Origin of the sequence: Paraburkholderia tagetis, assembly GCF_022213065.1 — a bacterium.
In the GTDB taxonomy this organism is placed as follows: domain Bacteria; phylum Pseudomonadota; class Gammaproteobacteria; order Burkholderiales; family Burkholderiaceae; genus Paraburkholderia; species Paraburkholderia tagetis.
Genome location: NZ_JAKLJA010000038.1, coordinates 40,223 through 57,327, shown reverse-complemented (window position 1 = coordinate 57,327; position 17,105 = coordinate 40,223). Strand labels below are relative to the sequence as shown.

General features: G+C 67.9%; 12 protein-coding genes. 5 read left to right on the top strand and 7 right to left on the bottom strand.

Annotated elements, in window-relative coordinates; all coding sequences use genetic code 11:
* Positions 1 to 6: 6 nt before the first annotated feature.
* The 4 genes from xdhB to L5014_RS30375 all read right to left on the bottom strand — a co-directional run bounded on the left by xdhB (position 7) and on the right by L5014_RS30375 (position 6,475).
* A complete protein-coding gene (xdhB, locus tag L5014_RS30390) occupies positions 7 to 2,436 on the bottom strand; it encodes a xanthine dehydrogenase molybdopterin binding subunit (protein ID WP_238467496.1) in 2,430 nt (809 codons plus the stop codon).
* Positions 2,433 to 4,007, bottom strand: coding sequence for a xanthine dehydrogenase small subunit (xdhA, locus tag L5014_RS30385; protein ID WP_238467495.1), 1,575 nt, complete (start codon positions 4,005 to 4,007; stop codon positions 2,433 to 2,435). The genes xdhB and xdhA overlap by 4 nt, the downstream gene beginning before the upstream one ends.
* 353 nt (positions 4,008 to 4,360) lie before the next feature.
* Positions 4,361 to 4,891: a disulfide bond formation protein B gene (locus L5014_RS30380; RefSeq protein ID WP_238467494.1), complete on the bottom strand. Its 531-nt coding sequence runs from the start codon at positions 4,889 to 4,891 to the stop codon at positions 4,361 to 4,363.
* A 195-nt stretch (positions 4,892 to 5,086) separates the two neighbouring features.
* Positions 5,087 to 6,475, bottom strand: coding sequence for an amidase (locus L5014_RS30375; protein WP_238467493.1), 1,389 nt, complete (start codon positions 6,473 to 6,475; stop codon positions 5,087 to 5,089).
* Between the two features lie 193 nt (positions 6,476 to 6,668).
* Here L5014_RS30375 and L5014_RS30370 point away from each other — a divergent pair, with 193 nt between their 5' ends.
* The 3 genes from L5014_RS30370 to L5014_RS30360 all read left to right on the top strand — a co-directional run bounded on the left by L5014_RS30370 (position 6,669) and on the right by L5014_RS30360 (position 10,993).
* On the top strand, positions 6,669 to 8,435 hold the full coding sequence (locus L5014_RS30370; protein ID WP_238467492.1) for a cation:proton antiporter: 1,767 nt from the start codon (positions 6,669 to 6,671) through the stop codon (positions 8,433 to 8,435).
* Between the two features lie 127 nt (positions 8,436 to 8,562).
* On the top strand, positions 8,563 to 10,050 hold the full coding sequence (locus L5014_RS30365; protein ID WP_238467491.1) for a type 1 glutamine amidotransferase: 1,488 nt from the start codon (positions 8,563 to 8,565) through the stop codon (positions 10,048 to 10,050).
* A gap of 220 nt (positions 10,051 to 10,270) precedes the next feature.
* Positions 10,271 to 10,993: a DUF2968 domain-containing protein gene (locus L5014_RS30360; RefSeq protein ID WP_238467490.1), complete on the top strand. Its 723-nt coding sequence runs from the start codon at positions 10,271 to 10,273 to the stop codon at positions 10,991 to 10,993.
* 196 nt (positions 10,994 to 11,189) lie between these two features.
* On the opposite strand, the gene L5014_RS30355 is transcribed toward L5014_RS30360, so the two are convergent.
* The 3 genes from L5014_RS30355 to L5014_RS30345 all read right to left on the bottom strand — a co-directional run bounded on the left by L5014_RS30355 (position 11,190) and on the right by L5014_RS30345 (position 15,474).
* Positions 11,190 to 12,434 (bottom strand): hypothetical protein, encoded by a 1,245-nt coding sequence (locus L5014_RS30355; RefSeq protein ID WP_238467489.1) that lies wholly within the window; start codon positions 12,432 to 12,434, stop codon positions 11,190 to 11,192.
* A gap of 276 nt (positions 12,435 to 12,710) precedes the next feature.
* Positions 12,711 to 13,247, bottom strand: coding sequence for a GNAT family N-acetyltransferase (locus L5014_RS30350; RefSeq protein ID WP_238467488.1), 537 nt, complete (start codon positions 13,245 to 13,247; stop codon positions 12,711 to 12,713).
* A gap of 265 nt (positions 13,248 to 13,512) precedes the next feature.
* Positions 13,513 to 15,474: a tetratricopeptide repeat protein gene (locus tag L5014_RS30345; protein ID WP_238467487.1), complete on the bottom strand. Its 1,962-nt coding sequence runs from the start codon at positions 15,472 to 15,474 to the stop codon at positions 13,513 to 13,515.
* 159 nt (positions 15,475 to 15,633) lie between these two features.
* On the opposite strand from L5014_RS30345, the gene L5014_RS30340 reads away from it, so the two are divergent.
* Both L5014_RS30340 and L5014_RS30335 read left to right on the top strand, forming a co-directional pair.
* Positions 15,634 to 15,954, top strand: coding sequence for an ArsR/SmtB family transcription factor (locus L5014_RS30340; RefSeq protein ID WP_238467486.1), 321 nt, complete (start codon positions 15,634 to 15,636; stop codon positions 15,952 to 15,954).
* Complete coding sequence (locus L5014_RS30335; RefSeq protein ID WP_238467485.1) at positions 15,954 to 17,066, top strand: cation diffusion facilitator family transporter; 1,113 nt, start codon at positions 15,954 to 15,956, stop codon at positions 17,064 to 17,066. The genes L5014_RS30340 and L5014_RS30335 overlap by 1 nt, the downstream gene beginning before the upstream one ends.
* The last annotated feature ends 39 nt before the right edge of the window (positions 17,067 to 17,105 follow it).

The following is a 17,105-nucleotide window of genomic DNA, read 5'->3' as shown; positions in this document are numbered from 1 at the left end:
GTTCTCCTACTTGGCGACAACTTCTGTTGGGGCGGCGGCCTGCGCGCTTGCCGCGCGCATACGCAGGGCATCGAGCGCGTCGAGGATCGCTTCGGGTGTGGCGGGCGCGACGAGCGGCGCGGCTTCCCGGGCCTCGGGCACGGCGGCGCCGATCGCATCGCGGATCGCGAGAAACACCGAGAACGGCAGCAGCAAGGGCGGCTCGCCCACGGCCTTCGAGCGGAACACGGTGGGCTCGGCGTTTTCGTTGCGGTAGAGCTGAACGTGAAACGCCGCGGGCGTATCGCTGATCGCCGGAATCTTGTAGGTGGACGGCGCGTGCGTCATGAGCTTGCCGTCGCGGTTCCACCAGAGCTCTTCGCTCGTGAGCCAGCCCATGCCCTGGATGAATCCGCCTTCGACCTGGCCGATGTCGATGGCCGGGTTGATCGACTGGCCCGCGTCGTGCAACACGTCGGCGCGCACGAGCTTCCATTCGCCCGTGAGCGTGTCGACGACCACCTCGGACACTGCCGCGCCATAGGCGAAGTAATAGAACGGATGGCCGGTGAGCGTCTGCGCGTCCCAATGGACCTTGGGCGTTGCGTAAAAGCCGTCGGACCACAGTTGCACACGCTTTAGATACGCGAATTCCACGAAGTCGGCGAAGGCGATGGCCTTGCCTTGGCCTTGGCCCTTGCCCTGCGCGTGGACCTTGCCATCTTCGAACCTGACCGCATCAGGCGTGCAGTCGTACTCCGCGGCGGCGAGTTCGGCGAGGTGCGCGCGGATCGCGAGCGCCGCGTCTTCGGCGGCCTTGCCGTTCAGGTCGCTGCCGGTCGAGGCGGCGGTGGCGGACGTGTTCGCCACTTTCGACGTGTCGGTCGCGCTCACGCGCACCTGCGCGAGCGGCAGCCCCAGCACGCCGGCCACGACCTGCGCGACCTTCGTGTTGAGCCCTTGGCCCATTTCGGTGCCGCCGTGATTCACGAGCACGGAGCCGTCGCGATAGACGTGCACGAGCGCGCCCGCCTGGTTCAGGTGCGGGACGTTGAACGAGATGCCGAACTTCACGGGCGTGAACGCGATGCCGCGCTTGAGCACGGGGCTCGCGCGGTTGAACCCGGCAAGCGCGGCACGGCGCGCGGCGTAATGGCTCGAAGCGAGCAACTGCTCGGTGAGCGGCACGAGCACGTTGTCCTCGACGCGCTGTCCGTAAGGCGTGACGTCCCGCTCGCCGATGCCGTAGTAGTTCGCGCGGCGTACATCGAGCGGATCGCGCCCGAGCGCTCTCGCGATGCTGTCGAGCATCACCTCCATCACGAGCGCGCCTTGCGGCCCGCCGAAGCCACGGAACGCCGTGTTCGACTGCGTGTTGGTCTTGCAGCAGAGCGCGACGATTTCGACGTCCGAAAGCGAGTAGGCGTTGTCGAAATGGCAGACCGCGCGCGTGGCGACCGCACCCGAGAGATCGGCGGAATAGCCCGCGCGCAATGCGATTTCCACCCGCGCGCCAAGCAGGCGCCCTTCGTTGTCGTAGCCGGCTTCGTATTCGTAGAGCGCGTCGTGGCGCTTCCCGGTGATGAGGAAGTCGTCGTCGCGGTCGGCGCGCAGCTTCACGGGGCGCCGCAGTTTGTGCGCGGCGAGCGCCGCCACGCAGGCGAACAGCGCCGACTGCGATTCCTTGCCGCCGAAGCCGCCGCCCATGCGCCGGCATTCGCACATGACGCGATGCGTGGGCCAGCCGAGCAGATGCGCGATCAACTGCTGCATCTCGCTCGGGTGCTGCGTCGAGCTATAGACGAGCATGCCGTCCTGCTCCTCGGGCAGCGCATAGGCAACCTGGCCTTCGAGATAGAACTGCTCCTGGCCGCCCACGGCAAACGTGCCGGCGATGCGATGGGGCGCCGCCGCGATGCGCGCCACCGGCTCGCCGCGCGTGAGATGCAGCGGCGGCAGGACGTATTGCTGGCGCGCCTTCGCGTCGGCGATGCTGAGCACCGCTTCGAGCGGCTCGTAGCGCACCACGTCGTCGCTGGCGGCAAGCGCGGCCGCGCGGCGGGCGAGCGCGTGGCTCGTCGCGATCACGGCGAATACGGGCTGGCCGAGATACTGCACTTCATCCTGCGCGAGCACCGGGTCGTCGTGCAGGACCGGGCCGCAGTTGTTTTCACTGGGAATGTCGGCGGCGGTGAAGATCGCGACGACGCCCGGCATGGCGCGCACACGCGCAAGGTCGAGCGCCGCGATGCGCGCATGCGCATGGCGCGAGAGACCGAGCGCGCCATGGAGCGTGCCGTGCAACTCGGGGATGTCGTCGGTGTAGCGCGCCTCGCCGCTTACGTGCAGGTCGGCCGACTCGTGCGGCAGCGGCGCACCGAGCGCCGCTTGTGTTGCATGCGCTGAATGTGCCGAGTGCGCGGTTTGCGTGACGAACGGATCGGACTGGCGGTTCATGATGCGTCTCCCGCAAGCGCTGCACCGCCGCCCGTGCCGGTTTCGTCGACGACTTCCGCCTCGGCGGCAAACACGAAGGCATTCACGTCGCACAGCGCGAGCGGCGCGTCGTCGCGCGTTTCGAGCCAGCAGCGCCAGAGCAGATTGCGCGCGACCTTCAAACGATACGCGGCGCTCGCGCGCATGTCGGTGAGCGGCTGATAGTCGGCGTCGAGCGCGGCCATGGCGCGCTGTGCTGCCACTTCGTCCCAGTGTGCGCCCGCGAGCGCTGCTTCGGCGTGCGCGGCGCGCTGTGGTATCGCGGCCATGCCGCCATACGCGATGCGTGCGTTCCCGATCGTGCCGTCCTCGCCAATCTCGAGCGCAAACGCCGCGCAGACCGCCGAGATGTCCTGGTCATAGCGCTTGGACACCTTGTAGGTGCGAAAGCGCAGCATTGGCGCGGGGCGGGGCACGCGGATCGCTTCGACAAACTCGCCCGCTTCGAGCACGTTCTTCTGATAGCCGGTATAGAACGCCGCGAGCGGCAGCGTGCGTGCGCGCGCGGCGCGGCGCAGCACGACTTCGGCGTCGAGCACGAGCAGCGCCGGCATCGAGTCGCCGATGGGCGAGCCGTTCGCCACATTGCCGCCCAGCGTGCCCGCGTTGCGGATCGGCAGCGAGGCGAAGCGCGCCCACAGCTCCGCGAGTTCGGGGTAGTCGACCGCGAGCGCCGCATAGGCCTCTTCGAGCGGGACGGCGGCGCCGATCGTGAGCGTCTGCGCGTCGCGCACGACGGCCTTCAATTCGGCGACCTGGCCGGTATAGATCACGTCGCCGAGGTCGCGCAACTGCTTGGTGACCCACAGGCCGACGTCCGTGCCGCCCGCGAGCACGCGCGCGTGCGGATGCCCGGCGCGCAGTGTCGCGAATGCTTCGAGCGTGCGCGGCGCGTAGAACGTGGCGCGGCCGTGCGCGACGCCGCGCACATCGGGGCCGGAGTAGGCAAAGGTATCGCTGCGCGCAATCGAGCGCAGCGCCGCTTCGAGTGGCTCGCGCGCGAGCGCGACGCGCGGATAGCTCGCCACGTCGAACATGCGCTGGGCTGCGTCGATGATCGGCCGGTAGCCGGTGCAACGGCACAGATTGCCGGACAGCGCCTGATCGATTTCGTCGCGCGTGGGCAGGCCGGCGTCGGCGCCCTGGCGCTCGTAGAGCGCCCACATCGACATGACGAAGCCCGGCGTGCAGAAGCCGCACTGCGAGCCGTGACAGTCGACCATCGCTTGCTGAACGGGATGCAGCGCGCCGTCGGGTGCGCGCAGGTCTTCGACTGTGAAGAGCGCGCGGCCGTCGAGCGTGGGGAGAAACTGGATGCAGGCGTTGACCGCCTTGAGCGCGAGACGGCCATCGTCGTCGAGTTCGCCGATCACAACCGTGCAGGCGCCGCAATCGCCTTCCGCGCAGCCTTCCTTGGTGCCGCAGACGTGCAAATCTTCGCGCAGGTGCTGGAGCACGGTGCGTGTGATGGGCGCGTCATGCACCTCGTGCACGGCGCCACAACGGACGAAGCGGATGGTTTGCGTTGTCATGTGAAACCCGGGAGACATTGCGGATCAGGCGCGCGTTACGCTGGGAGCCGGGGCGCGCCTTGACTGTCGGTCCGGCCTCGCGCACGTAGATCGCCATCCAGTACCGAATTTAGCACTGACAGCGCCCAGAAAGTATTCCTTCTGGGAGATGGGGGTTATGCGACGGCGGCAATGACAGAACGTCGCGTGATCCGGCCCTTCGAGGGGCGATGAAGCGCAAAGGGAAGCGCCGCCGGATGGTGGCGGCGCAGGGAGACGGCGGGATGTTGAGGGGGATGGCGATGGCGAGGGGTGTGGCGCCGCAAACCCTGCAAACCCTTATGGTCGCGGCGCCGGGTGTGGCACGGCGGCGCTTAGCGCCGGATGCCGGGCCACGCCACCTGGCGGTGACGGTTGCGCCACAGGCTCGCGAGCACCACAACGAACACGATGGCGAATGCGAGCGCCGACCAGAGCGGCAGCGTGAGGCCGAGGATGGGCGGGTAGGTGGTTTCGCACAGGCCCTGGACCTTGAAGACGCCGGGCAGCCAGTGCGCGGGCGGCAGCGCGTCGACGATCGGTTGCAGCGTATCGAAGCCGCAACTGAAGTTCGGGACCGCCTGCACCCAGGCGAGCTTCGCGGAGGCGATGATGCCGCCAACCGCCGAAATCACGACGAGCGCTTCGAGCGTGCGCACGGCGCGCCAGCTGGCGAAGCGCGCGCCGAGAAACGCGAAGATCGCGATCAGGATGATGAAGTAGCGCGTGAGGATGCACAGGGGGCACGGGTCCTGGTGCTCGGCGTACTGGAAATACAGTGCGCCGCCCAGCAGCGCGAGGCAGATCAGGCCAAGGAGGACCAGCAGGCCGCGCTCGCGGCGCAGCAGCGCGTTATCGTCGTTCATGTGGCTCGGTTTTCGGGTTGGATAGCGCAGCCGGCTTCGGGCAAGTGCTGGCGGATCCTGGCAGATCGTGGCAGGTCCTGACAGATGCGGCTGCAACGGCGTCCCGGGATTCTAGCGCGAAGGGTGGGCGGCGCGAGCGAGTGCTCTTGATCGCGCGCAGGTGGAGCCCGCGTGTGCCACCGCGCCCCATTTTTGTTACCGCAGCGGCGCGAGCACCGCTTCCACGCCGCGGCCGATCGCGAGGATCGTGTCGTCGGCGTAGGGCGCGCCGGCCAGCATCAGTCCCACCGGCGCCTCGCCCGGATGGTGGATCGGCAGCGAGAGCGCGCAGGCATCGAGGAAATTGAAGGCGCTCGGGTTGCGCAGCACGAGTGCATTGGTGCGCGCGAACGCCTCGTCGTCGGCGACGAGCGGCGCGACGGCTGGCGGCGCGATCGGCACGGTCGGGGCGATCACGGCGTCGAAGCGCGACCAGAGCGTCGCGTGCGCCTCGTCCATCATGGCGGCGCGCGCGGCGATCAGATCGAGATAGTCGGCGGCGCTCGCGGGCTCGCCCTTGAGGATGCGCACGAGCACCCGCGGATCGTATTGGTCGCGATGCCGCGCGAGGAGCGGGCGGTGCCACGCGTAGGCCTCGATCGGCGAGAAGCCAAAGCGGTTGATTTCGGCCAGGCGCTCGAACGCCGAAAAGCGCACTTCGTTCACAATCGCGCCGGCTGCATCGAGATGCTTGAGCGCGGTGTCGAGCGCTTCGGCCATGTGCGGATCGATGCCGTCCGTCACATAGTTCGTGAGGACGCCGATGCGCACGCCATCGAGGTGCCGGGCCGCGGGCACATGCGGCGGCAGCCCGGCGAGGATGCGGTCCACGAGCGCGCAGCATGCCACTGCGTTGCCGATCGGGCCGAACGAGTCGAGCGTGGGCGAAAGCGGCACGCCGCCCGTCTTCGGGATGCGCGCGGCGGTGGGCTTGAAGCCCGTGAGGCCGCAGAACGCCGCCGGGATGCGGATCGAGCCGCCCGTGTCGGTGGCGAGCGCGACGGCGGCCATGCCGTCGGCGACCGAGGCCGCTGCTCCGGACGACGAGCCGCCCGCGACGCGCTCGTCGCCGGCCACGCCGCGCTGGTAGGGCGAGAGCGGCGTGCCGTAATGCGGGTTCAGGCCGAGCCCCGAGAACGCGAACTCGCTCATATTGGTACGGCCGACGAGCACCGCGCCCGCGTGGCGCAGACGCGCGACCGCAGTGGCGTCGGCGCTCGCGGGCGCCGCGTTCGCCAGCACCGTGGAGCCGGCCCGCGTGACTTCGCCTTGCACGTCGAACAGATCTTTCACCGAAACGGGAATACCCGCGAGCGGCGAAAGCACCGTGCCCGACGCGCGCAACTGGTCGTGCGCATCGGCGGCGGCGCGCACGCGCTCAGCGTCGACGTGCGTGAACACGGTGGCGCCCTGGCCGTCCGGGGCGGCGATGCGTTCGAGCGCGGCCTCGGCGAGCGCGCGGCTCGTGGTGCGGCCCGCAGCGAGATCGGCGGCCAACTGGGCAAGCGGCGGGAAGGGTGTGAAAGCGCAAGGCGTGGCGGTCATGGCAGCGGGGGCATCGATGGCAACACGGTGGACGGAGGTGCCGCGGCGGGGCTCGGGACATGGCGGTCATATGCCGCGGCAAGGGACACATCATTGTAGAACGTGAATTTTTTTCTGCAGGCGCGATTTGGCGCGTCGCGCGCATCAGGTAATATCCGATCTTTCGACAGCATTTTGTAAGGATATTTCGCGCATGCATCAGGGAATCGGCTTCATTCAGGATCTGGCAGTCGTGATGGCGATCGCGGGGATCGTCACCGTGCTGTTTCATCGCCTGAAGCAGCCGGTGGTGCTCGGCTATATTGCGGCGGGTGTAATCATCGGGCCGTACACGCCGCCGTTCCAGCTCATCCACGATGAGCAGACCATTCAGACGATGGGCGAGCTGGGCGTGGTGTTCCTGATGTTCTCACTCGGCCTCGAATTCAGCTTGCGCAAGCTGTTTCAGGTGGGCGCGACCGCCATCGTCGCGGCGCTCTCCGAAATCGTCGTAATGCTCTGGATCGGCTATGAGATCGGCCGTGCGTTCGGCTGGGCCGTCATGGATTCGCTCTTTCTCGGCGCGATCCTGGCCATTTCCTCGACCACCATCATCGTCAAGGCGCTCGCCGATCTCGGCGTGAAGCGCGAGCCGTTCGCGCAGCTCGTGTTCGGCATCCTGATCGTCGAAGACATCCTGGGCATCGCCATGCTCGTGCTGCTCGGCGGCATCGCGCAGACGGGCGAGCTCTCGCCCGGCATCGCGTTCGTCACGCTCGGCAAGCTGCTGCTTTTCATGACGGTCTCGCTGCTCGCGGGCATCCTCGTCGTGCCGCGCGTGCTCGGCTACGTGGCGCGCGTGGGCAGCGACGAGATGCTGCTCGTCTCGGTGCTCGGCTTTTGCTTCGGCTTTTGCCTGCTGGTCGTGAAGCTCGATTACTCGATCGCGCTGGGCGCGTTCCTGATTGGCGCGATCATGGCCGAGTCGCGGCATCTGCAACGCATCGAGCATCTGGTCGCGCCGCTGCGCGATGCGTTTTCGGCCATCTTCTTCGTAACGATCGGCCTGATGCTCAATCCGCTCGTGCTGGTCGACTACGCATGGCCGATCGCGGTGATCTCGCTCGCGGTGGTGTTCGGCAAGCTCGTGTCGTGCGGGCTCGGCACCTTCCTCGCCGGCCGCGACGGCCGCACGGCGATGCGGGTGGGCATGACCGTCTCTCAGATCGGCGAGTTCTCGTTCATCATCGCCTCGCTTGGCCTGACGCTCAAGGTGACAAGCGGTTTTCTCTACCCGATTGCCGTGACCGTCTCGGCGATCACGACGCTCACCACGCCGTATCTGATCCGTTTCGCCGATCCGCTTTCGCGCCGGCTGGCGCACGCGATGCCGCCCTCGGTATCGAATGTCTTTGGCATGTACAGCCAATGGCTGCGCTGCCTGATGCCGCGCTCGAGCGGAACACAAGGCCCGACGCTGTTCTCGCTCACGAGGCGCATCGTCGTGCAGGTTGCGGTGAATCTCGCGCTGGTGTCGGCGATTTTCATCGGCGCATCGTATGGTGCGCGCTACGCCTTGCCGCTGCTCGCGAGCTGGGTGCCGGACGAGCGCATCCAGCGCGTGGTGCTGTGGAGCGCCGCGCTGCTGCTCGCGATTCCATTTTTGGTGGCCGTATGGCGCAAGACCCAGTCGCTTGCGCTCCTGCTCGCCGAGGTGAGCGTGCAGCCCGAAAAGGCGGGGCGCTTCACGCGGGCGCTGCGGCATGCGATCGCCGAACTCGTGCCGGCCGTTTCGATGATCGGCGTGTTCGTGCTGGTGGCCGCGCTGTCGGGGACGATCCTGCCGCCCACCGGCTTTCTGATTGGCGTGCTGGTGTGCGCGGCCGTGCTCACGATGCTGCTGTGGCGCTGGTGCGTGAAGATCCACGCGAGCATGCAAATCGCGCTGCGCGAAACCTTCGACGAGGGGCAGGATTCGTAGGCCGAGGCGCGCCCAACTGCAACAGAGTGTGAGCGATTGTGCACAGGGGTAGCAACGACATGCGGTGCGACGCATAATCGAAACCCTGTTCATTCGTTCGCGCGTTTGGCGCGCCTGACCCCAAGTCATGAGCGAAAACAAATCCGATCATCCTGAGGTTCCTGACGGCCCTGGCCGTCCTGCCAATACCAACGCGCCCGGCGCACCCGCTGCCCCAGGCGCTCCCGGTTCTCCTGCTTCTCCCCACGCAAAACCTGCCGGCACGCCCGGCGCTGCCACTGGTTCTTCGGGGACGACGCCCGCCGGCGAGGCCGCGCAGCGCGCGTCGACCGACGCGCCCGCGAGCGCATCGGCGGTGACGCCGGAAGCAGCCGGCGCGGACAGCTCGGGCACGGGCAGCGACGAGGAGCCGGTGTCGGCGCAGGCTGGCGTCCCTTCGGACGCGTCGCAAGCCGCCGAAGCCCGCGAAGAGGCGGCACGCGCCGTTGCGCGCCAGCAGGCCGAAGCGGCTGGCGCGCCGCGTATTCCGATCGAGGTGGTGGGCGAGGCGGGCAAAGCGGCGCCAGCGCCTGCCGGGACCGGCGCGAAGGAAGCCACAGAGGACGCCGCCGCCCAGCCCTCGCCGCCGCAGGCTGGGGCCGGCCAGCGACCGGGCGCCGCACCAGCGGGATTTGGCCAGGCGCCCGACTTCAGCGCGCAGAATCCGCCGCCGCCGGGCGCGATTCCGGCCGAACCGCCGCGCTATTTGCGGCCGAGCGATTCGGCGTGGTCGGTGTTCGGCCGCATCATCGCCGCGCGCGCACGGCAACTGTTCGATCGCGCCGGTCAGCGCATCACGCAGCGGACACTGCGCATCGGCGTGTCGGCCCGCATCTTTCACCCGGAGCCGGGCGCGCAGGGCCTGCGCGGCAAAACGCTGCAATATCTCGAAGAGTCGATCGCGCATTGGGTCATGTCGCGCGACGTGATCGTCTTCATGATTCCGACGGTCGGCCACCAGGGCATGCTGCACCCGAGCAACATCCGCTTGCGCGACTATGCGAAGCATCTCGACGGGCTCCTGCTGCAAGGCGGCGCCGACGTCTCGCCGCAAACCTATGCGGAGACCACGCCGCGTCCCGAATGGCCCGGCGACCGCGTGCGGGACATGTACGAACTGGAGCTGCTGCACGAATTCATCGAGTCGGGCAAGCCGGTGCTGGGCGTATGCCGCGGCTGTCAGCTCATCAATGTCGCGTTCGGCGGCTCGCTCTATCAGGACATCGCCACGGACGTCCCCACGGCGGGCGTGCACGTGAGCGAGCACTACGATCAGCATCGCCATGCGATTACCTTTCCCGAAGGCTCGTCGCTGGCCAGCATGTTCCCGGGCAGGCGCGAGGCCATCGTCAACTCGATTCACCATCAGGCGGTCAAGAGCCTCGGCCGCGATCTGACGGTGGAGGCTGTTTCGTCCGGTGACGGCCTGATCGAAGCGGTGCGCTATCGGCGCTCGCCGTTCGTCGTGGGGGTGCAGTGGCACCCGGAGTTCCACCGCGCCGGTGGCCCGGAACTGCTCGACTGCACGCCGCTGCTCGACACGTTTCTTCGTGCGGCGCGCGAGACGCGCTTCTGACGAAAAGGTGGCGATGGAGGGGGCGGCAGCCCCCTTTTTTGATTTTCAGCTACACCGCCGCGTGTCTGTCGCGCATTCCTCGCGCATTCCTAATAGAAAGTAGGTGATTTCGGACAAGCAATTGGCCGTTCCGTCGGTTATCCGAATTTAATCGACGTTTATGAGATTTTCTGGCGGCGATAATAAGCGGTTACTCGGAATCCTGAACGGACAGGCAGTCATGAAGCAATCATCCCCGCTGTGTCGCGCCTTGTTGGGCGCCGCGGTCTTTACGCTCTTGCAGCACGGCGCAGTGGCATGGGCCGGCGCACCCGCCAGCGAGGTGGCTCCGGTGGCGGGCAACCGGCCATCGCTCGGCAGCCTGACGCCACAGCCGGCGAACGCACAGCCGCCTGCGGGCATGTTGGACGATCAGGCGACCGCGGGCGCTACGCAGGGCGACGTCGCCACGCTCATGCAACTCATTCACGACGCGCAACTCGTCGAGTTGCGCACGACATACAACGCCAGTTACGGCGCGAGCCTGTTCTTCTATGCGCCCGAGATGACGTATTACGTCGTGTTGTTCCAGGACAAGCATTTCTGGCGCGTGATTCGCTCGCAAGACGACGCGCGCGCGGAAGCGATCTATGCGAATTTCGTGCAGCAGACCCAGCGTCTTGCCGAAGTCGAGATTCGTCGTACCCAGATCGAGGCGCAGAAGGCGTTCATTGATCGCGTGATCTCGCTCAATGAGGAGCGAGCCCGCCGGCTGCAGGCAGACCTCGACGTGGCGCGCACGCAGCAGGCCCGTGTCGACGACTATCAGCGGCAGATGCAGGGCAATACGCGGGCGCTCAATGCCGAGAAAATCCAGGCGCAGGCCCAGTTGCGCGATCTCCAGAATCAGGTGGAGCAACTGCAGCGCGAGGCGGAGGTGGGCTTGCCCGGCTCCCGGCGCTAGGAATCGATTGGGTTCGTTTTTTGTCGTGTCGTGCCGCTGGGAGGACGCGGTGCGGCACATCAGGAGCGACATCGAAGCAGATACGCAAAAAGCCCGGCTCGAAGCCGGGCTTTTTGCGTCTTGCGCTGGGAACGCCCACCGATGTCGCACGCCCGCGCGCATACGAACGTGCGCTGCGGGAGGTGCCGCGAGGCGCCTACTTCGCGAAGCGGTCCGGCACTTCGGTCACGCGGCGTTGCGATACGTGATTCACCCATTCGGTGTTGTCGACGTTCTCTGTTGCGCGGCTTGCCGGGCGCGGTGCCGTGTGCGTGCCCGCATAGGTCGTGAGCGACGGGTAGCTGTCGCTCGACATGCCGCTCGGCTGGATCGGCGAATAGTCGGAGGCTTCCGAATACATGCCTTGAGTGCGCTGGGTGGTTACGAGCGGCGCGCTGCGGTGCGGTGCGAATTCGTGTGCCGGATGGCGACGGTCTTCGGTGTACTTGGGGCGAGCCCCGGCCTCGACGTTCCGTCGGCCCTTTGTGGCTTTGGTCGTCGCGTTGTTCGCCCGCGTGGCTCTGGACGCGAGCGTGCCGCGTAGCGGCGTGCTCGGGTTCGTGCGTGCCGAGAAATCCGGCTGTTCGGCCTTTGCCGATCCCGAGCCTGTGGGGGCCGCCGGACCGCGAGCGACCACGAGGGCTGCCTGCGCGTCCGGCGTGACGATGATCGGCGCCGATACGGGACCTTGGCGCCGTGTGCCATCGGTTGCTGCCGTTGCCGTGCGTGGTGCGGCCGCGACCGTAGCCGGCGGTGCGCTCGCCGCGCGGGCGGTTGTGGTTACAGGTGCGGATGCGCCCTGACTGCTCCGGGCGGCTTCGGGCGTTGCGAGGTCGTGCCGCGTGCGTTCGTCGGAAAGACGCGCCGACACGCTCGCGTCGGCGTTCGAAGCGGGGCTCGCCGACGCGGGCAGAGCCGTTTTGTCCTTGCCTTCGCCAAACTGCGTATGGCTTGCCACGATCCAGGCGAGCAGCACTGCGCCGCCAATGGCGACGGCGCCGGCCGTGAGCTTGTGCGAGGGCGGCGGTATGCGCGCGATGCGCGAGGTGCGCGAGGTGCGGGCGGGCCGCGCACTGTCCGCCGGACGCCGCAAGGTATCGGCGGCGGCCCGCTGGGCTTGGGCAGCGTTGAACGTGTCGCCTACGGGCGCCGCAGCGGGACGCGGCGGCTCAGGGATGAAGCGGCGATGCAGGTCCCAGCGGCAAGCCTGGCGAAACGCTTCCACGCTCAGACACACCGTGCGCAGGATAGCGGCATAAAAGGCCTGGAGTTCGGCGCGCAGGCTGAAGTGCGGAGGCATGAGCGCCCATTCGCGGCCAAACGGCGGCGGGACGCGGTTGAGTGGACGCATGCGCGGCATCGCGAGCGCGCCTTCCACCTGGACTAACGGATAAGTTGACATGGATCTCTCGCTGCCTTGGCGTGGTGGGCACCGGAACACGGTGGGGCCCGAAAGACGCGCGGTTTGCCAGCGCTGTAGTGCCTTGTACGGGTCAATCGTTTGGATTCGAATGATGCGACCCAGACCTGAGGCAATCCATCGGAAACGTCTGAAAATCGGACGAAAAATTTTAATGGGTCTGTGTCTTGGGACGCGCGGGCGCGCGTCCGTGGTGCAGCAAGGGATCCGGTTGCCCGATCGCAGACCGGCAGGCGGGCTCGCCGTCTCGTTGTTTTGCTAGGCGCCGTCGAGCCGATAGACGTAGCGCAGCGCGGTAATGTCGATGCCCCCCATATGGTCGGGCTCCGCCCCCGAATATTTCCAGCCTTGCCGCTCATAGAACGCGATGGCGGACGCATTGCCTTCGAGCACGTAGAGATAGAGCTGGGTCTCACCCTGTGCGCGCGCCCAGGCCTGGGCGGCCTGCATGAGCCGCTTGCCCACGCCGATGCCTTGATGTGCCGGCAGTGTGTGCAGGTTGTCGAGCAACACGCCCCACGGCGACCCGGGCTGTCGCTCGACACAGACAAACCCGACCGGCGTGCGGCGGTCCTGCGGCTCCTCCAACTCGGCGATCAGCACGAGGCGGCGCTCCTCGCCAGGCGCCTCCATGCGCGCGCGCCAGTAGGCGGTGCGCTCGGCGCCGACTTCCTGTTCGAGGAATGTGGCGGGCAGCAGATTGCGATAGGTGGCCTGCCAGCTCGCGGCATGCATGGCGGCGAGAAGGGGGGCGTCGGCGGCCGTGGCCGGGCGCAGCATCAAGGCGGTGGGCATGCGGGGCCTCGGGCGTTGGGGGCGGGCAAAGGGGGCGGGAAATGGGGGCGAGGCGAAACGAAGCCGCTCGCGCCATCGCCTCATTGTGCACGACGGGCAGGCCCACGCGGCTCAACGTCTGTTCTGGCACCAGCGAAAGCGTCTGACGAGGTTTTCCCATCGAGGCGCCGCTTTTCGCGAAGGCGTGCCGAGGCACGCGAAGGTCCGAAGGCACGGAAGGTCCGGAAGGTCCGGAAGGTCCGTATTGCGTTCCGGGTAACCGCTATCAGGCTTCGCGCAGCGCGGCGGCGACCTGCGCGACCACCTCGTCCCATGCGCCGGGTCGCGGCTGGCGCACGAGGCGCGCGCGCGGATACCAGGGACTCGCGTCGGTGTCGGCGAACCAGCGCCAGTCGGCGGCGAACGGCAGCATCAGCCAGAGCTTCGCGTTCAGCGCGCCCGCGAGGTGAGCGATGGACGTATCGATGGAAACCACGGCGTCGAGGCGTTCGATGACGGCGGCGGTATCCGCAAAATCATCCAGCTTGCCTTCCAGCCGATGAATCGCGCGCGCGCGCGGGTGCGCGTCGAGTGCCGCGTGCTCCGCCTCGCTCAGGTGCGGCTGGAGCACGATCCAGTCGATGCCTTCCAGCGCGAATAGCGGCTCGAGCGCCGCGAGCGGCAGCGAGCGGTTTTCGTGTTTCTGGATGCGGCCCGACCAGGCAAGGCCGATCTTGCGCCTGGCCTGTCCGCCGAGCGAGCCGCGCCACTTGCGCCGATAGGCGGGCGGAGCGGAAAGATAGGGCATGGGCGCGGGCACGGTTTCGTAGGTCGTGCCGAGCGCAAGCGGCAGCGAAAGCAGCGGGCAGTGCAGGTCGGCTGCCGGGCGGGGCGCGCCCTGCGCGATCAGCGTAATGCGTGCGACGTGGGCGGCAGGCGCGATGAGCGGCACGAGCGACGCTTGCACTTCGAGCACGATGCGTGCGCCGCTATGGGCGAGCGCCACGACGTTCGGCACGAAACGCACGAACTGGAGCGTGTCGCCGAAACCTTGCTCCGCGTGGATCAGCAACGTCCGGCCCGCGAGCGGCTCGCCGCGCCAGCGTGGCACGCCGGCAAGGGAGGGCGTGCTGGCAGGAGGATTCGCGGCGTGCGGCGCGGCGGCCATCGTGATGTCGGTGGCGAGGGCGGCGTGGATCGCGCCAGCGATGCCCAGGTCGCCCGCGCTCTCGCGCGCGGCCGGGTCGAGCCGCCACTCGTATGCGGCCAGGCCGCGCCGGAAGTCGCCGAGGGTCAGCAACACCAGTGCGCGGTTCAGATGCGCGGCGGCGAGGTCGGGCCGCACGCGCAGCGCTTCGTCGAATGCGCGCAGCGCGGCGGCGTGGCGGCCCAGCGCATGTTGCGCCGTGCCGAGCGCGAGCCATGCCAGCGCGAACTTCGGATCGAGGCCGATCGCGCGCTCGTAATAGCCGAGCGCTTCTTCGTGCCGCCCGAGCGCCGCCAGCGCATTGCCGAGTCCGAACAGCGCGGGCGGGAATTGCGGCTGCAGCGCGAGGGCGGCATCGAAGCCCGCGGCGGCTTGCGCGTGATAGCCGGTGGCGTCGAGCGTGTTCGCGAGGTTGAAATGCGCGGCGACAAAACGCGGCTGGAAGCGCAGTGCCTTCTGGAACTGCTCTACGGCGCCCGTGCAGTCGCCGAGTGCATTCAGCGCCATACCGAGGTTGTTGTGTGCGCCCGCGTGGCCCGGACGGATCTTCAGCGCGCGGCGAAACGCTTCGGCGGCTTCGGCGTGGCGGCCGAGCGCGTGCAGGGCGTTGCCGAGATTGTTGTGCGATGAGGCGTCGCCGGGTTGCAGGCGCACCGCGTGGCCGAACGCGTACATCGCGTCCTCATGGCGGCCGACCGCCGCGTAGGCGTTGCCGAGGTTGTAGTGCGCAAGCGCGAATGCGGGAGCGAGCGTGAGCGCATTGCGAAAACGCTCGATGGCGCCCTCGAGTTCGCCAAGTGCCTTCAGCGCATTGCCGAGGTTCAGCTGGAGCGCGGCGTCGTCGGGCCGCAGGTCGACCGCGCGGCGCACGAGGTCCGCGGCTTCGGCGTGCTGGCCCTGCTGATGCCGCAGCACGCCGAGCATGTGCAGCGCATCGACGTGCACGGGATCGGCGGCGAGCGTCGCGCGGTAGCCGCGCTCGGCGTCGTCCAGCCGGCCGTCGCGATGTGCGGCGTACGCGCGGACAAAAACCTGTTCCATGACTGAAAGGCCAATACCTGGGAGTTTCGAAGGCGGCATTTTCCCACACTCGGGTGGGTGTCCCCCGAACCTCGCCCGCACGCTCTCCTGGCGTGGCTTGACCCGTTGCCGTGTCGCAACTAACATGTGAACAACTGTTCACATGTTATGGGCATTGCCATGTCGCCGTATTCCGAGGACGAGCGCGTCGCGCCGCTCGCCGACCTGTTCCGCCTGCTCGGCGACCCCACGCGCCTGCGCATCGTGCTGGCCTGTGTGCAGAGCCGTCGCGCGGTGGGTGCGATTGCCGATGCGCTGGGGTTGTCGTCGTCACTCGTGAGCCACCATCTGCGCTTGCTGCGCGCCGCGCGCGTCGTGCGCGCGGAACGAGAAGGCAAGCAGGTGTTTTATGCCGCTGCGGACGCGCATATTAGCGCGATGCTCGCGGGGATGCTCGAACACGTGGCCGAGCCGGTCTCCACCTGGCAGGAGCTCCGGTGATGAGCGCCGGTCCTGGGCGCGCACGTGAGGGCGCAGGCAAGGGCACAGCGGCGCCCCATGCGAATGGCGCTCACGGTCATGGCCACGACCACGACCATTTCCACGACCACGCGCACGGCGAGGAACATGATCGTGATGATCACGACCACGCGCTCGGCGACGAGCATGACCATGACCACGGGCACGGGCACGGCACGCATGGTCACCATCATCACCACCACGCACCGGCCTCGGGTCATGGCCGCGCGTTCGCGCTGGCTGTTGTGCTGAACGTCGTCATCGTGGTCGCGCAGGCGATCTACGGCGTGATCGCGCATTCCACCGCGCTGCTTGCCGACGCCGGCCACAATCTCTCCGACGTCCTCGGCCTGCTGCTCGCCTGGGGCGCCGCCTGGCTGGCCACGCGCCGACCTTCGGCGCGCTACACGTTCGGCTTCGGCAGCTCGTCGATCCTCGCCTCGCTCACCAACGCGGCGCTGCTGCTCATCGCCTGCGGTGCGATCCTTGCCGAGGCGCTCGGGCGTCTCGTCTATCCCGCGCCCGTAGCCGGTCTCGACGTATTCATCGTCGCCACGCTCGGCATGGTGATCAACGGCGTCTCGGCGTGGCTCTTCATGCGCGGCCAGAAGGACGATCTCAACATTCGCGGCGCCTTCCTGCACATGGCCGCCGACGCCGGCGTTTCGGCGGCGGTCGCCGTGAGCGGCCTGGTGATTCTCGCAACGGGCTGGAGCTGGGTCGATCCGGCGATGAGCATCGTCGTCGTGCTCGTGATCGTGCGCGGCACGTGGGGGCTGCTGCGCGAGTCGGTGCGCCTCGCGCTCGCGGCGGTGCCCGAAGGTGTCGATATCGAGCGCATCCGCGTTTTTCTAGCGCAGCAGCAGGGCGTGACCGATGTGCACGACCTTCACGTCTGGGCGCTTTCGACCACGGGCAACGCGCTTTCCGCGCATCTCGTGATGCCCGCCGGCCATCCCGGCGACGCCACGCTCGACGCCATCGTGAGCGCGCTCGGCGCGCGTTTTCGCATCGCGCATGTGACGCTGCAGGTGGATCTGGGCACGAGCGCGCATCGCTGCTCGCTCGACGGCACGCCGCACATTCATCGCTGAACGCACGCGGACCATGAGCCGCATCCGGGGTTCGATGGG